This window comes from Pseudomonas sp. WC2401, from assembly GCF_041200115.1.
Lineage (GTDB): Bacteria > Pseudomonadota > Gammaproteobacteria > Pseudomonadales > Pseudomonadaceae > Aquipseudomonas > Aquipseudomonas fragi.
Genome location: NZ_CP165623.1, coordinates 4,553,863 through 4,578,434 on the forward strand (window position 1 = coordinate 4,553,863; position 24,572 = coordinate 4,578,434).

The 24,572-nt window shown below is 59.9% G+C and carries 18 protein-coding genes; 5 read left to right on the forward strand and 13 right to left on the reverse strand.

Features of this window, described 5'->3' with window-relative positions; all coding sequences use genetic code 11:
- Window positions 1-166: 166 nt before the first annotated feature.
- From AB3G35_RS20875 to zwf, 3 genes are read right to left on the reverse strand one after another with little or no spacing between them, the layout of a single operon-like run.
- A complete protein-coding gene (locus AB3G35_RS20875; protein ID WP_169845150.1) occupies window positions 167-853 on the reverse strand; it encodes a bifunctional 4-hydroxy-2-oxoglutarate aldolase/2-dehydro-3-deoxy-phosphogluconate aldolase in 687 nt (228 codons plus the stop codon).
- Window positions 850-1,563 (reverse strand): 6-phosphogluconolactonase, encoded by a 714-nt coding sequence (gene pgl, locus AB3G35_RS20880; protein WP_106117182.1) that lies wholly within the window; start codon window positions 1,561-1,563, stop codon window positions 850-852. The genes AB3G35_RS20875 and pgl overlap by 4 nt, the downstream gene beginning before the upstream one ends.
- The gene (zwf, locus tag AB3G35_RS20885) at window positions 1,550-3,019 is read right to left on the reverse strand and encodes a glucose-6-phosphate dehydrogenase (RefSeq protein WP_095040032.1); all 1,470 of its coding nucleotides are present in this window, start codon (window positions 3,017-3,019) and stop codon (window positions 1,550-1,552) included. The genes pgl and zwf overlap by 14 nt, the downstream gene beginning before the upstream one ends.
- Before the next feature lie 205 nt (window positions 3,020-3,224).
- Here zwf and AB3G35_RS20890 point away from each other — a divergent pair, with 205 nt between their 5' ends.
- Window positions 3,225-4,085: a MurR/RpiR family transcriptional regulator gene (locus AB3G35_RS20890; RefSeq protein ID WP_169845242.1), complete on the forward strand. Its 861-nt coding sequence runs from the start codon at window positions 3,225-3,227 to the stop codon at window positions 4,083-4,085.
- Window positions 4,086-4,497: 412 nt separating this feature from the next.
- The gene (locus tag AB3G35_RS20895; protein ID WP_106117183.1) at window positions 4,498-9,777 is read left to right on the forward strand and encodes a SpvB/TcaC N-terminal domain-containing protein; all 5,280 of its coding nucleotides are present in this window, start codon (window positions 4,498-4,500) and stop codon (window positions 9,775-9,777) included.
- Window positions 9,778-9,940: 163 nt separating this feature from the next.
- Here the strand turns inward: AB3G35_RS20895 and AB3G35_RS20900 are convergent, their stop codons facing one another.
- The 6 genes from AB3G35_RS20900 to AB3G35_RS20925 form a co-directional block, all read right to left on the reverse strand.
- A complete protein-coding gene (locus AB3G35_RS20900; protein WP_016782079.1) occupies window positions 9,941-10,804 on the reverse strand; it encodes a D-hexose-6-phosphate mutarotase in 864 nt (287 codons plus the stop codon).
- Window positions 10,805-10,901: 97 nt separating this feature from the next.
- Window positions 10,902-12,239, reverse strand: coding sequence for a carbohydrate porin (locus tag AB3G35_RS20905; protein ID WP_029611558.1), 1,338 nt, complete (start codon window positions 12,237-12,239; stop codon window positions 10,902-10,904).
- A gap of 83 nt (window positions 12,240-12,322) precedes the next feature.
- Window positions 12,323-13,483, reverse strand: coding sequence for an ABC transporter ATP-binding protein (locus AB3G35_RS20910; RefSeq protein WP_083369600.1), 1,161 nt, complete (start codon window positions 13,481-13,483; stop codon window positions 12,323-12,325).
- Between the two features lie 3 nt (window positions 13,484-13,486).
- Entirely contained in the window at window positions 13,487-14,323 is an 837-nt protein-coding gene (locus AB3G35_RS20915) for a carbohydrate ABC transporter permease (protein ID WP_016782077.1), read from the reverse strand.
- On the reverse strand, window positions 14,316-15,224 hold the full coding sequence (locus AB3G35_RS20920; protein ID WP_016782076.1) for a carbohydrate ABC transporter permease: 909 nt from the start codon (window positions 15,222-15,224) through the stop codon (window positions 14,316-14,318). The genes AB3G35_RS20915 and AB3G35_RS20920 overlap by 8 nt, the downstream gene beginning before the upstream one ends.
- A 105-nt stretch (window positions 15,225-15,329) precedes the next feature.
- Window positions 15,330-16,619, reverse strand: coding sequence for an ABC transporter substrate-binding protein (locus tag AB3G35_RS20925; protein WP_029611557.1), 1,290 nt, complete (start codon window positions 16,617-16,619; stop codon window positions 15,330-15,332).
- Between the two features lie 351 nt (window positions 16,620-16,970).
- Between AB3G35_RS20925 and AB3G35_RS20930 the strand changes: the two genes are divergently transcribed.
- Window positions 16,971-17,618, forward strand: a complete 648-nt coding sequence (locus tag AB3G35_RS20930) for an AP2 domain-containing protein (RefSeq protein ID WP_106117185.1) — start codon at window positions 16,971-16,973, stop codon at window positions 17,616-17,618.
- Here AB3G35_RS20930 and AB3G35_RS20935 read toward each other — a convergent pair.
- The 4 genes from AB3G35_RS20935 to edd form a co-directional block, all read right to left on the reverse strand.
- Window positions 17,587-19,047, reverse strand: coding sequence for an ATP-binding protein (locus AB3G35_RS20935; protein WP_029611556.1), 1,461 nt, complete (start codon window positions 19,045-19,047; stop codon window positions 17,587-17,589). The two genes, AB3G35_RS20930 and AB3G35_RS20935, sit on opposite strands and share 32 nt — an antisense overlap.
- Window positions 19,037-19,768, reverse strand: a complete 732-nt coding sequence (locus tag AB3G35_RS20940) for a response regulator (RefSeq protein WP_016782072.1) — start codon at window positions 19,766-19,768, stop codon at window positions 19,037-19,039. Before AB3G35_RS20940 ends, AB3G35_RS20935 begins: the two co-directional genes overlap by 11 nt.
- Window positions 19,769-19,896: 128 nt before the next feature.
- Window positions 19,897-20,853 (reverse strand): glucokinase, encoded by a 957-nt coding sequence (locus AB3G35_RS20945; RefSeq protein ID WP_016782071.1) that lies wholly within the window; start codon window positions 20,851-20,853, stop codon window positions 19,897-19,899.
- Window positions 20,850-22,676, reverse strand: a complete 1,827-nt coding sequence (gene edd / locus AB3G35_RS20950) for a phosphogluconate dehydratase (RefSeq protein ID WP_016782070.1) — start codon at window positions 22,674-22,676, stop codon at window positions 20,850-20,852. The genes AB3G35_RS20945 and edd overlap by 4 nt, the downstream gene beginning before the upstream one ends.
- Before the next feature lie 209 nt (window positions 22,677-22,885).
- Between edd and gap the strand changes: the two genes are divergently transcribed.
- Complete coding sequence (gene gap, locus AB3G35_RS20955) at window positions 22,886-23,887, forward strand: type I glyceraldehyde-3-phosphate dehydrogenase (protein ID WP_086798440.1); 1,002 nt, start codon at window positions 22,886-22,888, stop codon at window positions 23,885-23,887.
- Window positions 23,888-23,891: 4 nt separating this feature from the next.
- A complete protein-coding gene (locus tag AB3G35_RS20960) occupies window positions 23,892-24,356 on the forward strand; it encodes a methylglyoxal synthase (protein ID WP_016782068.1) in 465 nt (154 codons plus the stop codon).
- Window positions 24,357-24,572: the final 216 nt, after the last annotated feature.

Below are 24,572 nucleotides of genomic sequence, written 5' to 3' on the forward strand. Positions count from 1 at the left end.
GCTTGCTCGCGATGCTAACGACGCGGTTTTTCATATAGACCGCAGCGATATCATCGCGAGCAAGCCCGCTCCCACAGTTGGTGTGTAGTGTTCAGGCAAAAAAAAAGGTGCGCCGACCAAGCGCACCAAAAACCGTAGAACACACAACAAGTTCGTCGCTAAAACATCAATCCAGCAAGGCCAGCGCCTCGGCGGTGCATTCCTGGATCCGGGCCCAATCGCCGTTCTTGATCCATTCACTGTCCAGCATCCAGCTGCCGCCTACGCACATCACGTTTTTCAACGCCATGTAGTTGCGGATATTGGCCGGGCCAACACCGCCGGTCGGGCAGAATTTCACTTCGCCGAAAGGTCCGCCCAGCGCCTTGATAGCCGCCACGCCACCGCTGACTTCAGCCGGGAACAGTTTGAAACGGCGGTAACCCAAGCCATAGCCTTCCATGATCCCGGAAGCATTGCTGATGCCCGGCAGCAGCGGGATATCGCTGGCCACGCTGGCTTCGAGCAAGTCACGGGTAATGCCCGGCGTAACAATAAATTGCGAACCGGCTTCTTCGGCGGCCGCCAGCATGTGGCGGTCCAGCACGGTGCCGGCACCGGTGACCAGTTCAGGTCGCTGATCACGCAACACACGGATCGCCTCAAGGCCGAACTCGGAACGCAGGGTGACTTCCAGCGCCGTCAGACCACCGGCTGCCAGCGCATCGGCCAGCGGCAGGATGTCCTGCTTACGGGCGATGGTAATCACCGGCAGGATGCGTGCCTGGGCACACAGTTGGTCGATCAGGGCGACTTTATCCGCCATCGATACGTTCGCAGTTTTTATTGTCATGGCAGCTGATCCTTGGCTCATGGGCACCAGTAAATCTCTAACGTAGGTTGCAGAAAGGCACGAATCGGCAAGGCGGCAACATCAGTGCCCCCCAGCGCTTCGTTGAGGGTGTTCAATTTGGATTGGCCCTGGATCGACAGCACCTTGTGTTTCGCACTGGCCAACAGGCTGCGGCTCATGCTCAGGCGCTGGTGCGGCACGGTGGGCGCCAGCATCGCCCAGCAACGGCGCGGGTTGTCCAGTTGCAAGGCTTCGCTCAGGTTCGGGCTGTTGGGGAACAGCGACGCGGTATGCCCGTCATCGCCCATGCCCAGGATCAGTACATCGATCGGCGGCAACTCGGCCAGCCCCTGATCCGCCTCCAGCGCCGCCCTTTCAACCGTGGCGGCAGCGTTGTACAAACCGACAAAGCGCGCTTTGGCAGCCGGGCCCTGCAGCAAGTGCTTCTTCAGCAGGCCGGCATTGCTGTCAGCATGTTCCACCGGCACCCAGCGTTCATCGGCCAGGCTGACAACCACTTTCGACCAGTCGACCGGCTGCTTGACCAGGCTTTCAAAAAACGCCACCGGGCTGCGACCGCCGGACACCACCAGCGTGGCAATGCCCTGCTCGGCGATAGCCTGGTTCAATTGCCCGGCAACGCTGCTTGCCAGCCCCTCGGCCATGACAGCCGGGTTCTTGAAGGTGTGCGCATGCACACCTTCAGGCAGTTTCAAATCAGATATCGCCATACCAAGACCTCCCGTCCCGCGTAATCAGTGCAATGGAACTCATCGGTCCCCAGGAACCCGCCGCGTACGGCTTGGGCGCATCGCCAGACTTTTTCCAGCCGGCGATCAACTGGTCGCACCATTTCCATGCCGCTTCAATTTCATCTTTGCGTACAAACAGGTTCTGGTTGCCGCGCATGACTTCAAGCAACAGACGCTCGTAGGCATCCGGAATCCGTGTGCTGCGATAAGTGTCGGAAAAATTCAGTTGCAACGGGCCACTGCGCAGTTGCATGCCTTTGTCCAGGCCCTGGTCCTTGGTCATCACCCGCAAGGAAATACCTTCGTCCGGTTGCAGGCGAATGATCAGCTTGTTGCCGATCTGCAGGCGCTGCTCCGGAGCGAAGATGTAGTGCGACGGTTCCTTGAAGTGGATGACGATTTGCGACAGTTTTTGCGGCATGCGTTTGCCAGTGCGCAGGTAGAACGGCACACCTGCCCAGCGCCAGTTGCGGATATCGGCGCGCAGCGCGACAAAAGTCTCGGTATCGCTCTGGGTGTTGGAGTTTTCTTCCTCCAGGTAACCCGGCACCGACTGGCCTTCGCTGTAACCGGCAATGTACTGGCCGCGCACCACCTGAGTGGTCAGGCCTTCGGCGCTGATCGGGGCCAGGGCCTTGAGCACTTTGACCTTCTCGTCGCGAATGCTGTCAGCCGACAGGTCAGCCGGCGGGTCCATCGCAATCAGGCACAGCAGCTGCAACAGGTGGTTCTGAATCATGTCGCGCAGTTGGCCGGCCTTGTCGAAGTAGCCCCAGCGGCCCTCGATGCCGACTTTCTCGGCCACGGTGATTTCAACGTGGGAGATGTAGCGCTGGTTCCACTGGGTCTCGAACAGGCTGTTGGCAAAACGCAGCGCGATCAGGTTTTGTACGGTTTCCTTGCCCAGGTAGTGGTCGATCCGGTAGGTGCGGTTCTCGGGGAAGAACTGCGCCACGGAATCGTTGACCTTGCGCGAGGACTCCAGGTCCGAGCCGATGGGTTTTTCCAGCACCACGCGGGTGTTTTCAGCCAGACCGACGGCGGACAGGTTCTCGCAAATGGCGCCGTACACTGCCGCCGGTGTGGCGAAATAAGCGATCAGGCGCTGCTCGGTGCCGGCCAGTTCAGCCAGCGCGAGGTAATCTTCAGTCTTGAAAAAATCCACATGCAGATAGCTCAAGCGAGCCAGGAAGCGCTTCAGCGCCTCGACTTCGATGTCCTTTTCGCCCAGGTACTGGCGCAGCTGGCTGTCAATATGTGCCAGGTGCGTGGAGGCGTCGCCCGGCTCACGAGCCAGTGCGAGAATGCGCGTATCGGCGTGCAGCAGGCCGGCACGGTCCAGTTGGTACAAGGCAGGAAACAGCTTGCGCAAGGCCAGATCGCCAAGGGCGCCGAACAAGGCAAAGGTGCACGGTTCAACCGTAATCGAAGGCATGATGTTTGTTCTTTTATCAAGTTAAGCTACAAATACCTTTTTTCAAGGTATCACTCAAGGAAAAATGTAGTAATAAACACAACATTTTCTGAAAATACAGATTCCTGCTAGTGGTCGTCCCGGGCCACCAGTAGGATAGGCCACCTCTCAGAACCGCTTTAGCCCGGTTCTTGCATCGCTGACCCAAGGATCATAAATGGACCGCGTGCGAAATTTACTCGAACAGATCAAGGGCCGCCTCGAAGACCTGAACAAGGCCGAGCGCAAAGTGGCCGAAATCATTTTGCAGAACCCGCAGCAGGCGACCCGGTTCAGCATCGCTGCGCTGGCGCAGGCGGCATCGGTCAGCGAGCCGACGGTCAACCGTTTCTGCCGTTCATTTGGCGTCAGCGGCTACCCCGAATTAAAGCTGCAACTGGCACAAAGCCTGGCCAGCGGCGCAGCTTACGTGAGCCGTGCCGTCGAGGCTGACGATAATCCGGCTGCCTACACACAAAAAATCTTCGGCAGCGCCATCGCCTCGCTGGACAGTGCCTGCCAGGCACTGGACCCCAACCTTATCAGCCGCGCTGTCGACTTGCTGATCCAGGCCCGGCAGATCCACTTTTTTGGTCTGGGTGCATCTGCTCCGGTGGCGCTGGATGCGCAACACAAGTTCTTCCGCTTCAACCTGGCCGTCACCGCCCACGCCGACGTGCTGATGCAGCGCATGATCGCCTCGGTGGCACATACCGGTGAGTTGTTCGTGATTATTTCCTACACCGGTCGCACCCGTGAACTGGTGGAAGTGGCGCGCATTGCCCGCGCCAACGGTGCCTCGGTGCTGGGTCTGACCGCGGAAAATTCGCCACTGGCCAAGGCCAGTACCCTGAGCCTGAATATCCCGTTGCCTGAAGACACCGACATTTATATGCCCATGACTTCGCGCATCATTCAGCTGACCGTACTGGATGTACTGGCCACCGGCATGACCCTGCGTCGTGGCGTGGACTTCCAGCCGCACCTGCGCAAAATCAAAGAAAGCCTCAACGCCAGCCGCTACCCGGTCGGTGATGAATTCAACTGACAGTATTTGCCCCGCCCCCTTGTAGCCGCATTCGTCTGTCCGACAATCGGCTACGCCCTCTTCTGCCCCTGTCGTAGGCGCCATGCCCAGCTTTATAAGAAAGCAGGCTAATTGGCGCGTTCTGCCCTCTTCTTTACTGTCAGATCTGACAGGTTACAAGTGTTGTAATCAGCCCTATCGTGAACTCCTCGGGGCCATTTTGCAGCAGGGTCAAACGAGACGGTAACGTCCTGGGCACTTGCCCGGCGTTCGGTTTACAGCGTCTGCCTGCCTGATAAAAAAGCAGGCAACCCACGCTCCGATTGCCGGGCAAACAACTGCCAACATCCGTTCATGGCTCCCGGCCACTCCTGCACCCCTTCCGTTGCGTCCCGTTCCTCAAGCAATTCTCGCCCTGCAGGAGTTCATCATCATGGCTCAAGAACCGCTCAGCATTTCTGCACCCTCACTGCCCAAAGGCGGCGGGGCGATTCAAAGCCTCGGCAAAGGCTGGGCAGCGGTTGGCATGACCGGGGCTGCCTCGGTGGCCATCCCCTTGCCCATAACCGCCGGGCGCGGTTATGCCCCGGCCCTGAGCCTGAGTTACAGCAGCGCCGGCGGGCGCACCGAGTTCGGCCAGGGCTGGTCAATCAACCGCCCCTGCATCAGTCGGCAAACCAGCAAGGGCACCCCCCAGTACGAACCCGACAGCAATGGCAAAATGGCCGAGCCGGTTTACCTGTCCCCCTCCGGCGATGTGCTGCTACCGGTGCGCAATGCCAGCGGCCAGCCCGCAACGCGTACTGCCTCGGCTTTTCGCGGCCGGCCGTTGACCGGCAACTATGCCGTCACCGCTTACCGACCACGGGTGGAAGGCGAATTCAGCACCCTCGAGCATTATGTTGGCGCAACCGGTTCGTTCTGGCTGATTCAGCTCGCCGATGGCTCCGCCCATGTGTATGGCCACAATGAAAACGCGCGTCTGCAACATCGCCAGGGTGCCTCGACCTGGGTGGCCGAGTGGTTTCTTGAAGAGTCCGTCGCCGCCAATGGCGAGCATGTGTTGTACGAATACCTATCTGAAAACGATAAATCCCTGAACACTCTGACAGGCCCGACCGCCGTTGCCTGGCAAGGGCGTGACAGCAGTACCCATCGTTACCTGCAACGCGCGCGTTACGGCAACCTGACGGGCGATCGGGTGCCTTATGTACTGCAACAAACGGTAGTGCCCGAATGGTTGTTCGATCTGGTGTTTGATTATGGCGAGGCCGACACCCGACTGACGACCACGCCCCTTTACCCTCGCACCCCGGGTAGCGAGTGGCCGCTTCGCGCCGACCCGACCAGCAATTACCGCTACGGGTTCGAAGAGCGCACGCTGCGCCTGTGCCATCAGGTACTGATGTTTCACTGGTGCGCTGATGGCCCGGGCAACAGCGGCCCGGTCTTGCTGCAAGACGAGCCCGTGCTGGTTCAGCGCCTGCAACTGGAATACAACCAGCAGCCGGCAGCCTCCTTGCTGACGGCTGCCCATGTGATTGGATATGCCGGGGCGGATGCGCAATTTAACCCGCCCCTGGAGTTTGCCTACAGCACATTTACCCTCACTGGCGAGTCCGCAAGTTTCTCGCCGTTTTTTGCCGCGCAGTCCACCCGGCAGGATCCGGGTATTGATGCCGGGCTTTATCAACTGGTGGATCTGTACGGTGACGGCCTGGCCGGGATCCTCTATTGCCTGCAAAACGCCTGGTATTACCGGCGCCCCATCCGCGACCCAGTGCCGGGCCAGCATCAAGACGCCGTGACGTATGCGCCCCGCGAGCGGCTCGAACATATCCCCGTGGCTAACCTGGGCTCATCCACGATCCAGGCGCTTACAGATATCACTGGCGACGGCCAGCTCGACTGGTTGCTGGCCCAGCCTGCACTTGCGGGGTTTTTCACCTTGGACAGCCATCGGCAATGGCGGCACTTCACACCTTTCGCGGCCTTCCCCAGCGAGTTTTTCAGCCCGCAGTCGCAACTGGCCAGCCTGATGGGCAGCGGCCTGTCCGATCTGGCGATGATCGGCACGCGTAGCGTGCGCCTGTATGCCAATCAGCAAAGCCGCGGGTTCGACAGCCCGCTGCAGGTGGCTCGCCAGCCAGGTGAAACATCCCTGCCGGTGGTCAGCGACGAACGCTACGATCTGGTGGCGTTCAGTGATCTGCTGGGCTCGGGGCAACAGCACCTGGTACGCATCTGCGCGCAAGGTGTGAGCTGCTGGCCAAACCTGGGAGGCGGACGATTCGGTGAGCCGGTCAACTTTGGCAAACTCGAGTTTGCCGGCGAATTCAACCCGGCCCATATCCGCCTTGCCGACCTGGATGGTTCCGGCGCGGCCGATATCCTGTACTGGCAAAGCGGTTCGGTGCAGGTCTTTATGAACCTCAGCGGGCACGGCTTCGCGCCGCCTGTCACCCTCGCCTTGCCTGCCGGGCTGCGCTACGACTCGCTGACCAGCATCAGCGTGGCCGACCTGCAGGGGTTGGGCTGCTCCAGCCTGGTGGTGACCAGCCACACACACTTGCCGGCACTTGCCCCCGACCACTGGCGCTGCGATTTTGTGGCTGGCCACAAACCGTATCTGCTGTGTGCCACCGACAACAACATGGGCACCTCGGGCGAAGTTGTTTATCGCTCCTCGGCCCAGGAATGGCTGGACGAGAAAGCCCAACTGCCAGACCCGTCCCAGGCAAACGCCGAAATGCCTTTTCCAATCCATGTCGTGAGTGAGCAGCACCAACTGGACCAGATCACCGGCAACCATCTGGCGCAGTTCTTCAGCTACCGGCACGCCTACTACGATGGCGCGGAGCGGGAATTTCGCGGCTTCGGCCTGTTGCTGCAAACTGATACCGAGACATCCTCCGCCAGCGCCGAAGGCCAGGGGTTTACTGCGCCGGTACTGAGCAAGACCTGGTTCCATACGGGCAAGGCCCTGCACATGCCAGCAGACGATGGCTGGGACGGTGATGAACGGCTGGCCCCGCTGGGCGACACCCTGTGTACCCAACGCATTGATGGCACCGAGCAACTCCACACGGACTGGGACGCCTCGACCCTGCATGACGCGGCCCGCACATTGAGCGGTTCGGTATTGCGTACCGAGACCCTCGGCGCAGACGGCAACCCCGTGCCTTACAGCGTGACCCAAAACCGCTATGGCGTACGCCTGCTGCAGGCCCGCAGCGACACCGACCGCTACTGCATCATGCTGCCTGTGGCCTTCGAGCAGCGCAGCCTGAACTACGAGCGCCAGGCCGATGACCCGCTGTGCCAGCACCAGATCAATCTGGCCATCGATGACTATGGCAGCGTCACACACAGCGTATCCGTTGCCTGTGCGCGTCGGGCCGGCATCCTCCCGCCCTACCCCGATAATGTCGAGCACGCCCACTTGCGGCGCTGGTGGCAAGATGCCCGAGATGATGCCCAACAGTGCTTCTACCTGAGTGAATCACAGGTGCGGTTGCTGCATGTCAGGCAGACCGACTACCTGCGCCTCGGTCTGCCCTACCGCAGCCAACAGACCGCCTACGTTATCCCGTCAATTGAGCAGATCGGCTACGAAGCCTTTATTGGCCCGCAATCGCCACTGGGCACAACGCCTTTGAATGGCCAGCGCATCCTCGCGGGCCAGAGCCGCGTGCAGTACCAGGGTTGCGCGGACGGAACAGTCAACTTTGATGCGTTGCCTGAATACAGTGAACAGGCCGAGCTGGACGCCACAGCCCTGCAAGCCTATGTGGTGAAAGATGATCAGGGCGCAGAAACCAACCTGCTGGGTACCACCCCGGAGCAGGTCAACGCCCGGCTCGCAGCGGCGGGCTATACAGACGTCGGCCAATGGCGCCCGGCGAGCAATACCGTCGATACCGGCATCAACCTGTGGGCGTCACGCACGGGTTATTCAACCTTCGCCGGCGTCGAACACTTCAACCTGCTGCTCGAACAAAAGCCGGTGGTGTGGGTCACCCCTTCCCGAGTCAGTTATGACAACCTGTGGTTGCTGCCTGATCGATTCACGGCGCCTGACAGCGGCATCACTGACGTGATCTATACCTACAGCACGCTGCAGGCCAAATGGATTCGCGACCCCAACCAAAATGTCAGCGAAGCCCGTTATGACGCGATGGGCCGCGTGGTGCTGACCACTTTCTGGGGCACGGAATGGGATGAGGCAAGCCAGGCCGCCATCGATGTGGGCTTTGCCAACATGGCCAGCCATACATGGGTACCTGCCAGCGCACACCATGCCATCGCCGACAGCACGGTCATGGGCGATATGGCCGCGGCCATGTTCTACGAGCCCTGCAGCTGGATGGGCCAGGCGGCGCAAACCCTGCTGCCCAATGGCGTGGAGCTGGGCGTGCTGATGCCCGGCGGCTATTTGCGCGCCAGTGCGCGAGCGCGCCTGGCCAAGGGTGAGTACCCGCCAGATCAGCTGCCTGCGCCGACCTGCCAGGCCCTGCTGGCCTTGCCTCGTGAACCGGCCTGGTCGGCAGTGCTGCAGGCTGACCGTTACCCGGGCGACCTGCAACGGCAAGTACGGATGCAGATCAGCGCCGCGGATGGCTTTGGCCGCGCCTTGCAAAGCAAACAAAAAGTCGAGGCGGGCCTGGCTTACGCCGTCGACGACGAAGGCAACCTGCAGACCCTCGCAGGCGAGCCGCAACAGGTGCAGGCCAACGAGCGCTGGCGCGTCAGCGAACGGGTGGAATACAACAACAAAGGCTTGGCGGTTCGCGTCTATCGGCCTTACTTCGCCAACCATCATCGTTACATCAACGATGAGTCCTTCCGCCTGTTCGGCTACTGCGACCAGCAGTTCTACGACCCCCTGGGCCGCCCTACCCAGACCATCACCGCCAGTGGCTACTGGCGCCGCCAGACCTACCTGACCTGGTACAGCATCGCCGAGGATGAAAACGATCTGTATGAAGAAGCCGCAGCACACCCCAAAGCCGCCAGGGTGCTGCAGGCCAACGGCAATCACCTTGACCCCATGCAAGTGGAGGAAGGCGCAACCGTGCGGGTTGAATACTTGGGCATGCTCGCCAGCGACATCATCACCCTGAGCTGGACAGGCGTGGCCGGGGCAGGCACCCCGGCCCTGGCGGAAAAACCGGGCAACTTGAGCGGAGGGGTGTTGTTTGACATACCGAAGAACGCGGTAGGGGCCAACCTGGGCAGAACCGTTGAAGTGAGCTACAGGGTGAGCCGTGCTGGCGGGCTTCTCCAATCGGAGGTGCTGAACCTGAACATCGCCACGCTTCCCATGGCGCAGATCAGCAATAAAATCTTTGTGGAAAAGGAAACTGGCGGAATACTGGATATTTCGCTGGCCCCCAACGGGGTCAATGTCGATATCCTCACCTGGCCTTTTATCGCTATCGGCCAGAAAGTCTGGCTGAGCCTGGAAGGTCAGAAAGCCGATGGTTCACCGCACATATTGACGTTATGGACTGCCGCTTTAGTGAACGGTACCGAGGTCAATCAAGGTTACTTGCGCAAAGTCGCCGGCGCCGCCTATCTGCAGCAACTGGCTGACGGCTGCACCCTCGAGGTGACGTTCAAGGTGGCCTTCACGGGCAGCGATCCCACACAGGCGCTGGCCTTCCCGGTCAAAACCCTGGGGATCCTGAACAGTGCCAACCCTCCACTTTAACGGTGAGTGTCGTCAAGGCGTGCCGCAAAAAGGGCGGTTCTATATTTAAAGCGATATTTACAGCTGCGTGTACACGTTTTTCAGCCCTGATTACACAAGTGATCAGGGCTGAAAGAACGGCTCAGTTTAGCATTGAGCAATTACACCTTGAGCCAGTAGCGCCTCAAGCCTCCACCAACCCCGCCCGCGCCTGCAAGCTCAAATGCGCCTGCTCGCCCGGGGCAAGGGCCTGGTTATGGGTGCCGCCGCTGGTGGACTCCACGCACACAAAACCCATCACTTCGTTCCAGCTCACGCCCAGCAACGGCCGCTTGCCAGGATGCCAGACCACTGTACTGCCCTGATCACCCGTGTCGATGCTCAAGGCCCGTTGCCAGGCATGATCATTGAGCTGCATTTCCCCCTCATGCTGGAATACCCGCTGACACCCCCCCGCAACCCGCAATTCACCCTTCTGCTGGCAGACCTCACGGTTCAACTGGTCGTAGCCGTGTACCCCGTCCAGGCCAGACAGCGCTACCTCGGCAACATCACCAATACGCCAATACGCGCGCAGCGCCTGGCTCACCTGGCAGGGTTCGTCGTCCTGGTGTTCAGTACTCAGGCGCAACTCCATTTCTTCGCCCAGGCGCGCATGCAAATCCACCTGCCAATCGCACAACTGCAAGCGCCAGTGCAGGCTCACACCTTCTTCGTCGCTGCTGCTGTCGAGCAGTTTCCAGTCGATCAAGCGCGCCCAGCCGTGGGATGGCCATGCGTTCTCACTGGGGTGGCGACCGTACCAGGGCCAGAAGATCGGTACTCCACCGCGGATCGCACCCACCTGCGGCCACTTGGCAGCGCACCACAGCCAGGGTTTCTGCCCGGTTGGCTTGAAGTGCAGCAACTGCGCGCCCTGACGGCTGAACACCGCCTGGCAATGTGGATGGTCGATCACCAGTACATCGCGCTGCTGAAAGCGCTCCCACTGGAAAATCGGCTGCTCACGCCTGGATTTGAAAAAACGGTGAAGCGGATGCTCATGCATGTGCCGCAGTCCTGAAATTCATGCGCCGAGGTGTGCAGCCCCGAAAAAAAGCGGATAGCCAAGGCTATCCGCTGGGAAAACAAGGAGCTTAGCGCATTTAGAACGTCGACTGAATTTTCAGTCCGGCCACCAATGCGTTGTCTACCTGGTCCACACCACCCGGGTGAGTGATGTACTGCAGGTTTGGACGCACCGTCAGCCAGTTGGTCACATGGAAGCCGTAGTTGAGTTCGTAGTTGTACTCGGTGTTGCGCAGCGGCGTGTATAGCGGGTCACTGTAGTCGGTGGCGCCAATGGAAGCGTTAATCAGCTCGGCACTTTTCTTCACGTCGTCGTTAACGTGGATACGGGCGGCGCCAATGCCGATGTCATCCTTGGGCCGGGCATCGAACGGGCCCTTGTACACGAACATCAGCGACTGGTAATTGTCGACGATATTGGTGGCCTTGTCGTGGAAGGTGGCGTTGGCCGCGATATGCAGACCGCGCGCGGCGTCACCGTTGTGGCTGGTGAGCTGCTGTTGCACGACAAACCAGTAACCGTGCTTGCTGTCGCGTACGCGGTAGTCTTCACCATCAGTGGTGATATTGACCTTCACGTCATCGGCAGGCGCAGTGCTCTTGTAGTAACCGACACGGTATTCGCCCGGCAGGTCGTTGACCTTGGGCGACCACACCAGTTCAACCGGCAATACGGTGCCCTTGGTGCCACTGCCGCTGAGCTTGAAGCCGTTGCCGTGCTCCAGTTGCGACGGGTTCTGGTTGTAGGCACCGATTTGCGCGTACAGCTCAGGGGTAATGTTGTACTTGATCCGCAGTGCCGCCTGGCTGACCGGCCAGTTGTACCAGAGGTTGGTGGCCCAGTTGCCCACTTGCGAGCCACAGAACGCCAGGTTCTGGAATTCGCACGGGAAGGTGTTGAAGTCCTCGCCTTCGCCGAAATAACCGGCCTTGACGTCCAGCTTGCCATCGAGGAACTGGTGCTGAATCCACAATTGGGTCAGGCGCACCATATGGCCACGGCCATAGACTTCCTGAGAAGAACTCAAGGTGCCGGCACGTGGATCACCGACACGGTCATTGGAGATGTTCTGACCATTACGGTTGGTCAGCTGGATCTTGGCCTGGGTGTTGTCCCAGCCCCACAGCTTTTGCAGGTCCAGGGCTACGCCCAGGCCAAACTGGTCGCTGTAGCGCGCGGTCTTGTCGTCGTTGTAGCCGCCATGCAGGTTGGCACCCACTTCACCGACATAATCGGCCTTGATGTCGATACCCTGCTCGATCAGCTTGGTGCGCTCACCGCCCCAGTCGCCGGTCATCCATTTCGAATCGGCACTGAACGCTTCGTCAGCGTAGACACTGCTTGCACCCAGGCTCAGCGCCACAATGGCCGACAGCTGGCAAGCCAGACGGGTACGGGTCATTCTGTTAGTCATCCCTTAAATCCTCGTTGTTTTCTTATTGGCTTTGTTTAACGCGGCACCACTCAAGGAGGCCCGGTAACAGGCTCCCTGTTGACTTAACGACCCTTGAATTGCGCCACGTTATCAGCCCGGCCTTGAGCCTGGGGCGAGCTCATCGCCCCCAGACGCTCACCCGTATTCGCATCAAACAGTAGCACTTTGGCAGGATCGAACTGCAAATTGAGGCTCTGGCCGACCGCAGGTGCATCGTCGGGGGCCAGGCGGCAGCACACCTTGATGCCATTGAGGGATACAAAAACCAGGGTGTCCGGGCCGGTCGGTTCGACAACCTGCACCTCGGCGCGAATCACCGGCAGGCCATTGGCCTCGGCTGGGGCCAGCACAATCTGCTCGGCGCGGATGCCCACGATCACATCGCGGTCCTCCAGCCCTGCGTCCTGCATGCCCAGCGGCAGCTCGCAACGCGCCTGGCCGCTGTCGAGCAGGGCCAGCAGACGCCCGTCGCGGCGTTGCAAGCGCAGAGGGATAAAGTTCATCGGCGGCGAGCCAATAAAGCTGGCCACAAACAGGTTGGCCGGGTCGTTATAGATCTGCTTCGGGGTGCCGAACTGTTGAATGATGCCGTCCTTCATCACCGCCACCTTGTCGCCCAGGGTCATGGCTTCGATCTGGTCGTGGGTCACATAGACGGTGGTGGTTTTCAGGCGCTGGTGCATCAGTTTCATTTCGGTACGCATCTCGACCCGCAGCTTGGCGTCGAGGTTGGACAACGGCTCGTCAAACAGGTAAATCTTCGGCCGCCGCGCCAGCGCCCGGCCCATGGCCACCCGCTGCTGCTGACCACCGGACAACTGGCCGGGCTTGCGGCCCAGCAGGTGTTCGATCTGCAGCAGCTTGGACACCCGCGCCACCTCTTCATCAATGGCTGCAGCGCTCATCTTGCGGATCTTCAGGCCGAAGGCGATGTTGTCGCGCACGCTCATGGTCGGGTACAGCGCATAGGACTGAAACACCATGGCGATATCACGGTCCTTGGGGCTCATGCCACTGATGTCGGCGTCGTCCACCAGGATCGCCCCGCCACTGATGGTCTCAAGGCCGGCAATGCAGTTCATCAGGGTCGATTTGCCGCAGCCCGAAGGCCCGACCAGAATCAGGAACTCGCCGTCATCGATTTTAAGCTCGATGTTTTTCAGCGTGTCGGGCAAACCCTTGCCGTAGGATTTATTTACGTTGCGTAATTCGAGAGTCGCCATGCCTTACCCCTTGACCGCGCCGGACGTCAGCCCGCGCAGAAAATACTTGCCCGCAAAGATGTAGACCAGCAGCGTCGGCAGCCCCGCGATCATGGCCGCAGCCATGTCCACGTTGTATTCCTTGGCGCCGGTGCTGGTATTGACCAGGTTGTTGAGCGCCACCGTAATCGGCTGCGCATCGCCACTGGCAAACACCACACCAAACAGAAAGTCGTTCCAGATTTGAGTGAACTGCCAGATCAGGCAGACCATGACGATGGGCACCGACATCGGCAGCAGGATGCGCCCGAAAATCGTGAAAAAGCCTGCACCGTCCAACCGCGCAGCCTTGACCAGCGCATCCGGGATGCTCACGTAGTAGTTGCGGAAAAACAGCGTGGTAAAGGCCAAGCCGTACACCACATGCACCAGCACCAGGCCGGTGGTGGTATTGGCCAGGCCCAGCTTGCCGATGGTGAACGAGGCCGGCAGCAGCACGGTTTGGAACGGCAGGAAGCAACCGAACAGCAGCAGGCCGAAAAACAGCTGCGAACCGCGAAAACGCCACATCGACAAGACATAACCGTTCATGGCGCCGATAAAGGTCGAGATCAGTACCGCTGGCACGGTGATTTTCACCGAGTTCCAGAAATAACCGCCCACCGTGTCCCAGGCCTTGATCCAGCCGATACCGTCGATCACTTGCGGCCAGCTCAGCAGGTTGCCGGTGCGGATGTCTTCGGGGCTTTTGAAGCTGGTAAGCAGCATCACCACCAGTGGCACCAAGTACACCGCTGCCGCCAGGATCAGGGTGGCGTAGATCGCCACACGGCTGAAGGTAAAACGCTGAGTATTAATCATGGCGCTTGTTCCTCAGCTCGGAGTAAAGATACGGCACGAGGATGGCCAGGATCGCCCCCAGCATCATGATCGCACTGGCAGAACCCACACCCATTTGCCCACGGCTGAAGGTGAACGAATACATGAACATCGCGGGCAAGTCCGAGGAGTAACCCGGGCCACCGGCGGTCATCGCCGACACCAGGTCGAAACTCTTGATGGCAATGTGCGCGAGGATCATGAAGGCGCTGAAAAACACCGGGCGCAGGCTCGGCAAGACAATACGCAGGTAGATGGTCGGCAAACTTGCGCCGTCGACCTGGGCGGCACGAATGATCGACTGATCGACCCCGCGCAACCCGGCCAGGAACATCGCCATGACAAACCCGGAGGCCTGCCACACCGCCGCGATCACCAGGCAGTACACCACCCGGTCCTGATCCAGCAGCCAGTCAAAGCGAAAACCTTCCCAGCCCCAGTCACGGAGCATCTTGTCCAGGCCCAGCCCCGGGTTGAGCAGCCATTTCCAGGCTGTACCGGTAACGATCATCGACAGCGCCATCGGGTACAGATAAATGGTGCGGATAAAGCCTTCCTTGCGGATCCGCTGGTCGAGCAGTATCGCCAGGAACACGCCGATCACCAGGCTGATGACGATAAACATGCCGCCAAACACCGCCAGGTTCTTGCTGGCAACCCACCAGCGGTCGTTGGCCATCAACCGTGCATATTGCTGCAGGCCGACCCACTGGTAGCTGGGCATAAAGCTGGAGTTGGTGAACGAGAGCAAAAACGTCCAAAAAATGTAGCCATAAAAGCCGACCAACACGATCAGCATGCTCGGTGCCAAAACCAGCTTGGGCAACCAGCGCTGCAGCGCATCAAAGGGCGAGGCCTTGCTGAACACAGCCACGGAACTCATCGAAATACTCCCGGCAGGGTATGCCGGCATCTGCCAATGCAGATGCCGCACAACCAGGGACAAGGGGGGAGCCACGCGCAAGGCGTGGCGGGTCAACTCAACGAATTACTGTGCCGACTTGATGGCCGAGTAGAGCTTTTTCCCGGCCGTGGCCGGATCAGCATTCTTGTCGCTCATAAAGTTGCTCACCGTGTCGAAAATCGCGCCCTGCACTGCCAGCGAGGTGGCCATGTTATGCGCCATGCTCGGCAACTGGCCGTGGGTTTTGCCGGCTTCGGCGAAGTCTTTGGCGGAGGCCTGGGCACAGCTGTCGAACTTGCTCATATCCAGGTCACTGCGAACCGGGATCGAGCCCTTGTTCTGGTTGAACACGTACTGGAATTCAGGCTCAAGCGCGACTTTGGCCACGTCGTTCTGCGCGGCGATATTGCCCGGCGTGTTGTTTTTCGCCGAGAGCTTGAACATTGCCAGCGAATCGATGTTGTAGGTGAAGCTGCCCTGGGTGCCCGGGAACGGCACGCACTCGAAATCAGTGCCGGCCTTTTTGCCCGCCGCCGCCCATTCGCTTTTCGCCCAGTCGCCCATGATCTGCATACCGGCCTTGCCGTTGATCACCTTGGCCGCTTCCAGGTTCCAGTCCTGGCCAGTGCCATCCGGGTCCATATAGCCCTGAAGCTTTTTCAGGTTACTGAACACTTCAGCCATCTGCGGGCCGGTGAGGGTTTTTTCATCAAGGTCGACGAAGGCTTTTTTGTAGCCTTCAGGGCCCATGACGCTCAGCACCAGGTCTTCAAACACCGTGCTGTCCTGCCAGGGCTGGCCACCGTGGGCCAGGGGGATAAAGCCGGCGGCCTTGAGCTTGTCGCCCGCAGCAAAAAGTTCGTCAAGGGTGGCAGGAGCCTTGTCGATACCGGCCTTTTTGAACACTTCAGGGTTGATCCACAACCAGTTCACCCGATGGATGTTCACCGGCACCGCCACATAGTGGCCGTTATATTTCATGGTGTCGGATACGGTCTTGGACAGCATCGCGTCCCAGTTATTGGCCTTGGACACCTCATCGAGGTTGGTCAACAAACCCAGTGCGCCCCACTCCTGCAAGTCGGGGCCCTTGATCTGTGCCGCTGACGGCGGGTTGCCCGATACGGCGCGGGTCTTGAGCACGGTCATGGCCGCAGCACCACCACCGCCGGCTACAGCGCTGTCCTGCCAGGTGTAACCGTCTTTTTCGATCAGTTTTTTCAGTACATCAACCGCTTTGGCTTCACCACCGGATGTCCACCAATGCACCACTTCAACCGTGCCTTTGGAGTCGGCAGGGGCGGCAGCATAAGCACCCAGGGGGAACAGTGTGGCAAGCGAAATGACAACGGCGAGGCGATTGAATGAATTCATGTCGAGACCTTTCTTGTTGTTATAGCTGTGCAAGTCTTTTGCTTGCGCTGCCAAAGAGTTTATCCATCAGGGGCGGCCCGCGCGTAACGAACAGACGGGCAAATGTCACAAGCTGGTGACATAGCGGCTCGGCGAGCCCCTGGTTCCAAAAAAACTTCGACTGAGTCCAGATGTGCATTCTCAAAACCCCTGAAGCGGTGCCTACAACCTGGCAAAGCAATTTCCGCGTTGCATGTAGGACGCATCCCGAAGTCGTTTTCCCACGTTGAACCTGAAAATAACTTCAGCGAGTCTGCAACACGTCGCCACAATTCAAGAACGGATGCAGGTCCCCATCAGGAGATGTGACTCATGCCAAAACATCAGGCTGCGCCCCGCAACCACTGCTTTATTTGCCTGCTCAAACACCACGACGGTTGCCCCTATGCCTGGAAACTGGATATTCAGCGCTCAGGCAAAGTGCATATCCACCTGTTCAACTTCGCCGACTACGGCGGCGAGGCCGCAGCCCTGGAAGCGGCCGAAAGCCTGCGTAACCAACTGGTGCTGAAAATGCCCCAGGTGTTCACCTACGAAAGCCGCCAGCGCCTGATGCCCCACAACACCAGTGGCCACCCGGGGGTCTACCGGGTGCAGTCCAACCATATTGACTACTGGCGCGCGACCACCCGGATTCACGGCTACAACCTGAGCAAGAGCTTTCGTGTGGATCGTTATGGCGAGGAGCAGGCCAAACAGCTGGCGCTGCAAGAGCGTGAGCGACAACTGAGCCTGTGCAACGAACCCTATGACGTGGCGATGGAAAAGCTGCAACAGCACTTCAGCCAGACCAGCAGGCGCGTGCGCGAAAACCGGATCAATGCCGCCATGAACACACCCCGCCCGGCCAAACCGGCGATTGAAAAGTGCTCAAGCACCCATCAGGAGCCCCTGCTGCCCATCAGCCCCGAGCAGGCCAGCCTGTCGATCAATCGCCATTTCGCGGCAAGTGCAAAGTAACCCGCAACCCGCCGGCGCGCAGGTTTTGCAAACTGACTTCGCCGCCGTGGCTATGGGCAATGCTGCGGGCAATCCCCAGTCCCAGGCCGTAACCCTGTTGTTGTCCGGCCAGGCGAAAGTGCGGTTCAAAGACCTGCTCCAGACGTTGCTCGGGCACCCCTGGCCCCTCATCGTCAACGGTGAGCACAAACGCCTGCTCATTGTCATCGATCCGCAAGTGGGCGTTTTTGCCGTACTTGAGCGCGTTGTCGATCAGGTTGCCCATGCAGCGCCGCAGCGCCAGAGGTTTGCCGGGATAAGGGCGCAAGGCTCGCCCCTGTAGCGTCACGCGACCATTTCCCTGGGGGCGCAAATAAGGTTCGATCAAACAATCGAGCAGGTGATTCAAGTCCACGGGCTCGATATTTTCGTGAATATCGGTGTCTTTCACGCATTGCAGCGCGCCCTTGACCAGCATTTCCAGCTCATCCAGATCACGGCCGAACTTGTATTGCAGTTGCTCGTCTTCCAGCAGCTCGACGCGCAGGCGCAGGCGGGTGATGGGCGTGCGCAGGTCATGGGAAATGGCGCTGAACAACTGGCTGCGCTCCGTCAGGTAGCGGCTGATGCGGGCACGCATGGTGTTAAGGGCACGCCCCACCTCAACCACTTCGCTGCCCCCGCCCACCTCGACCGGCTTGACCTCGTCCTCGCCCAGCGACATATCCCGGGCAGCCCGGGCCAGACGCTTGAGCGGGCGGCTTTGCCAGTGCACCAGCAGGCCGATGAACAGCAGTAAAAAAACACTGCTGAGCACAATAAACCACACTTGCAGCGCGGGCAGCCCTTCTTCTTCAAGGCTGGTATAGGGCTGGGGCAGCAGGGAGGCGATATACAACCACTCTCCGGGCACCATCTGGATTTGCGTCACCAGTACCGGCGGGTTGACCGGCTCCAGGGTCAAGGCAAAGTGCGCCCAGGAACGGGGCAGCTCGTCGAGCTTGAGGCCGGCATTGAAAATCCGCAGGTCCTGGGGGCTGACAAATCTTACCGACATATCGACATTGGGCCCCACGGCCTCGCGCAACACCTGATCCACCGCATCCAGCACCGCTTGCTTGCGCTGGGTGATCGGCAACACCTGCATGTCCAGCGGCTTGTCATTGAGACTGACAACAAACCGCGTACCGCCCATGCTGCGCAGCTGGTCCAGCACCAGCGGGCGATAGGCCAGCGGCAAGGAACGCAAATAGGTCACGGTGGCGTTCATCGAGTGCGCCATGCTACGCGCACTGTTGACCAGGCCTTCGAGCTGGGTGGTGCGCAACTGCGACAGCCAGATGGCACTCGACAGGGTTTGCGCCAGCAAAATGGCCAGCAAGGTGAGCAACAACATGCGCCCCAGCAGTGAGCGTGGCATATGCCATTGGCGCAGGGGTTTAAAGCTCATTGGCGGTCGAGACCTGGGCCGCCAGCTGATAACCGCTGCCGCGGATGGTGCGGATCAGCCGAGGAGGCTTGTCGGTGTCGCGCAGACGCTGACGCAAGCGGCTGACCGCCATGTCGACGATGCGATCGAGGGGCATCAGCTCACGCCCACGGGTGGCATTGCCGATGGTATCGCGGTCGAGAATCTGCTGGGGGTTGTCCAGGAACAGCTTGAGCAGGGCGAAATCGGCCCCCGACAGGATGACCTCTTCGCCATCGGTGTGGAACAGCCGGTGGGTGACGGTATTGAGCCGCCACTCTTCAAAAGCCAGCACTTCGTTGCCCGAGGCCGGAGCGGCAAATTGCGCCCTGCGCAATAACGCCTTGATCCGCGCCAGCAATTCACGCGGGCTGAAGGGCTTGCCCAGGTAATCGTCGGCGCCCAGCTCCAGGCCGATGATGCGGTCGGCTTCGTCGGAACTGGCGGTCAGCATGATAATCGGGACCTGGGCAAAGCGCGGATGCTGGCGCACCCAGCGGCACAGGCTGAAGCCGTCTTCATCGGGCAACATGACATCGAGGATCAGCAGATCGCTCGCCGCGCTGTCCAGTGCTTCGCGAAAACCGCCACCATCGCCCACAGTGCGCACCTGAAAACCGGCGCGGGTGAGATAGATATCAAGAAGCTCTCGAATTTCCTGGTCATCATCGACCAGCAAAATGGATTTGCCGGGTGTGCTCACAGTGGTGTTCCTTATTGTTATAACCCCTGTGGGAGCGGGCTTGCTCGCGATGGAACCGCAGAGGTTTACCTGACAGACCGCAGCGTCTGAATCGCGGGCAAGCCCGCTCCCACAGTAAAGCGCTGCTATCAGCCAAACGCCTGCTGCAACGCCACCCCTGCGCCGATCAGGCCAGGGTAAGGTGCCGTCACCAGCCACACCGGAATACCCTTGAGGTAGTCACTCATGCAGCCCTTGTCGGCAAAACTGCGGGCAAAACCACTGGCCAGGAAGATATCGGCAAAGCGCGGAATCACACCACCGACGATATACACCCCGCCACGCCCGCCAATGGTCAGCACATTGTTGCCCGCCACACGCCCCAGCCAGCAACTGAAATGCTCCAGAACCTGCAGCGCTACAGGATCACCCGCCAAAGCTGCAGCGGTAATGGCGCGGTCACTGTCCAGTACCGGCGTATGGCCATCCACCGCACAAATCGCCCGATAGACCCGCGGCAAGCCGCTGCCGCTCAAAATGCTCTCGGCACTGACATGGCCGATCTCATTGTAGATGTGCTGCCACAACTGCACTTCACGCGGGTTGCTCATGGGCAGGTCAACGTGCCCGCCCTCCCCCGGCAAGGCCATAAACTGGCCCTCGCCGAGGTTGAGCAAGGTGCCCACCCCCAACCCGGTGCCCGGCCCGATCACGACCGCCGGACGCGTCGGGTCGACAATGCCCGGGCAAACCTGGCGCACGTCTTCGGGTTGCAAGCGGGTCATGCCCAGGGCCATCGCACTAAAGTCGTTGATCAGCAGCAGATTGTCGATGTGCAGCGCCTGGCAAAAGCCCGAACGGCTCAAGCGCCAATGGTTGTTGGTAAAGCGGAATTCATCGCCACTCACCGGACCGGCCACCGACAGGCACACCGAGCCTACAGAGCCCGGGGCCAGTTGCAGCGTGTCCAGGTACAGCTTGATGGCATCTTCCGGGCAGGCGAAGTCTGCCGTGGGCAACACACTGACCGAATGCAACTGGTCGTTTTCCCACAACGCAAAACGTGCGTTGGTACCGCCTATATCACCGACCAGAGCGAGCTTCATTTAAGGTTTTCCAGGGACGAGGTAAAGGTGCTCGCGCCCTGCTCGGCCGAACTGAAGGCCTGACGCATAAACGCAAACAACTCACGCCCGGTGCCAACGGCATTATCCAGAGTGCCGACAGCCGGGGTGCGCGCGGCAAATTCTGCCTCATCCACCAGCAGTTGCAACGTACCTTTTACCCCGTCCACGCGAATCATGTCGCCGTCCTGCACCCGCGCCAGGGCGCCGCCAATCGAAGCCTCGGGGCTTACATGGATGGCTGCCGGGATCTTGCCCGATGCGCCTGACATCCGCCCGTCGGTAATCAGTGCCACTTTGAAGCCGCGGTCCTGCAACACACCCAGAAACGGCGTCATCTTGTGCAGCTCGGGCATGCCGTTGGAACGCGGCCCCTGAAAACGCATCACGGCCACAAAGTCGTGCTCCAGCTCGCCGGCCTTGAACGCATCGGCCAGTTGCTGCTGGTCCTGGAACACCCGCGCCGGAGCTTCGACGATCTGATGCTCCGGCGCGACTGCCGAAACCTTCATCACACCACGGCCCAGGTTGCCTTCCATCACCCGCAGGCCACCCTCGCCAGAGAATGCACGGGCTACCGGGCGCAGGATCGACTCGTCGAGGCTTTCAATCGGGCCTTCGCGCCAGACCAGTTCGCCATCCACCAGGAACGGTTCGCGGGTGTAGCGGCTCAGGCCATAGCCCGCCACCGTGTTGACGTTTTCGTGGAGCAGCCCGGCTTCCAGCAGTTCGCGAATCAGGAACGCCATGCCGCCAGCGGCCTGGAAGTGGTTGATATCGGCCTTGCCGTTCGGGTACACGTGGGACAGGGTCGGCACCACCTCGGACAGGTCGGCCATGTCCTGCCAGGTCAGCTGAATACCCGCCGACATGGCAATCGCCGGCATGTGCAGGGTGTGGTTGGTCGAGCCGCCGGTGGCGTGCAGGGCCACGATGGAGTTGACCAGCGAACGCTCGTCCACGATCTCGCCCAGCGGCATGAAATCGCCGTTTTGCTTGGTCAGACGGGTAACCTGATGGGCGGCTTCGCGAGTCAGTGCATCACGCAATGGCGTGTACGGATTGACGAAAGAGGCGCCCGGCAAGTGCAGGCCCATGACTTCCATCAGCAACTGGTTGGTGTTGGCGGTGCCGTAGAACGTGCAGGTGCCGGGGCTGTGGTAGGACTTCATCTCCGACTCCAGCAGCTCTTCGCGACTGGCCTTGCCTTCGGCGTAGCGCTGACGCACGTCGGCTTTTTCCTTGTTGGAAATGCCCGACGGCATCGGCCCGCCCGGCACAAAGATGGTCGGCAAGTGACCAAAACGCAGTGCGCCCATCAGCAGGCCCGGCACGATCTTGTCGCAAATACCCAGCATCAGCGCTGCATCGAACATGTTGTGGGAAAGCGCCACGGCCGTGGACAAGGCAATCACTTCACGGCTCAGCAAGCTCAGTTCCATGCCCGGCTCACCCTGGGTCACGCCGTCACACATGGCTGGCGTGCCACCTGCAAACTGACCCACGGAGCCAATTTCACGCAGGGCTTTTTTGATTTGTTCTGGAAAGTGCTCGTACGGCTGATGCGCCGAGAGCATGTCGTTATATGACGAAACAATTGCCACGTTGGCCGCGTTCATCATCCGCAGGCTGTTTTTATCTTCAGTGCCACACCCTGCCACGCCGTGGGCGAAGTTCGCGCATTGCAGCTTGCCGCGTTGCGGGCCGTCGCCGGCAGCGCCACGAATAAGCGCCAGATACGCCTCGCGGGTGGCACGACTGCGGGCAATAAGACGCTCGGTGACTTCAAGAACGCGGGGATGCATGTGTTGAACTCCAGGCTAACGGATGTGGCGACCTGTGCGTGTCCTATGCTGACCGAAGGGCTCCGGGGAGCGACTTCAATCATTCGGACCCGTTGATTCAGGTCACTCGTTGTAGATAAAACAAAATATTGCCACTTAAATGGCTTGTTTTCTATTTTTATGCGAATAATCTTGTAATTCCAACAACAAATCGATGGCAGGCGCTTTCCATGACTCTACGAATCGCAATCAATGGTTTTGGCCGTATCGGCCGTAACGTCCTGCGCGCACTGTATACCCAAGGCTACCGTCAGGACCTGCAGATCGTCGCCATCAACGATCTGGGTGACAGTACGATCAATGCCCATCTGCTCAAATACGACACGGTTCATGGCACGTTCGACGCCAATGTCGAACACGATCAGGAAAGCCTGACCGTCAATGGTGACCGCATCAGCGTGACCGCCATTCGCAATCCGGCCGAACTGCCGTGGGCGGCACTGAACATCGATGTGGTGTTCGAATGCACAGGTTTGTTCACTGAACGCAGCAAGGCACAAGCGCATATTACCGCTGGCGCCCGTAAGGTGATTATCTCCGCTCCCGGCAAAAATGCCGATGCGACGGTGGTCTACGGTGTCAACCACGACATTCTGCGCCAATCCCATCAAATTATTTCCAATGCTTCCTGCACCACCAACTGCCTGGCACCGGTGGCGCAAATCCTGCACCGCGAGTTCGGCATTGAAAACGGCCTGATGACCACCATCCATGCCTACACCAATGACCAGAACCTGACCGACGTCTACCACTCGGATCCGTACCGCGCACGTTCGGCCACCCAGAACATGATCCCGAGCAAAACCGGCGCCGCCGAAGCCGTGGGCCTGGTATTGCCCGAACTCGCCGGCAAGCTCACCGGCATGGCCGTGCGGGTACCGGTGATCAACGTGTCGCTGGTCGACCTGACCATTGAACTCAAGCGCGAAACCACCGCAGCTGAAGTCAACGCGCTGTTCAAGGAAGCCAGCCAGCACTCCAAAGTACTGGGTTACAACACCCTGCCGCTGGTATCGAGCGACTTCAACCACAACCCGCTGTCGTCGATTTTCGATGCCAACCACACCAAAGTCAGCGGCAAGCTGCTTAAAGTGCTGGCCTGGTACGACAACGAGTGGGGCTTCTCCAACCGCATGCTTGATAACTGCCTGGCGCTGCACAACGCGGAGTGACGCGATGATCGGTATCAGCTTCACCACGGCCACCCTGGCGGCGCGCAAGCGCATCGCCCTGGTGGCCCATGATCACTGCAAGGGCTTTTTGCTGGACTGGGCCGAGCGCCATAAAGCGCAGCTCAGCCAGCATGACCTGTGCGCCACCGGCACCACAGGGCTGCTGCTGGGCCAGCGCCTGGGGTTGCCGATCGAAAGCATGATCAGCGGCCCCCTGGGCGGCGATCAGCAAGTGGGGGCGCGGATCGCCGAGCAGCGGGTCGACATGCTGGTGTTCTTCTGGGATCCGTTTGAGCCCCAGCCCCACGACCCGGACATCAAGGCACTGCTGCGGGTTGCGGCAGTGTGGAACATCCCCGTGGCGTGCAATGAATGCAGCGCCGACTACCTGCTCAGCAGCCCGCTGATGAGCCAGCCCCACGAACACCGCATCCCGGACTACAGCGCGTACCTCAAGGGCCGTGCCTGAATCTGGCATCTATTGTGTAGCAGCTGCCGAAGGCTGCGTCCGGCTGCGATGCAGTCGTGGAATCATGTTATGCGGTGGTTCAGACATACCGTGCATTCAGGATTTACGGTCGCTTCGCAACCGAACGCAGCCTTCGGCAGCTGCTACAAGATAATCACAGCTTTGCAAAACAGTACTTGACCAATAGCACAGATGATAAGCATTATCATTCGCTAA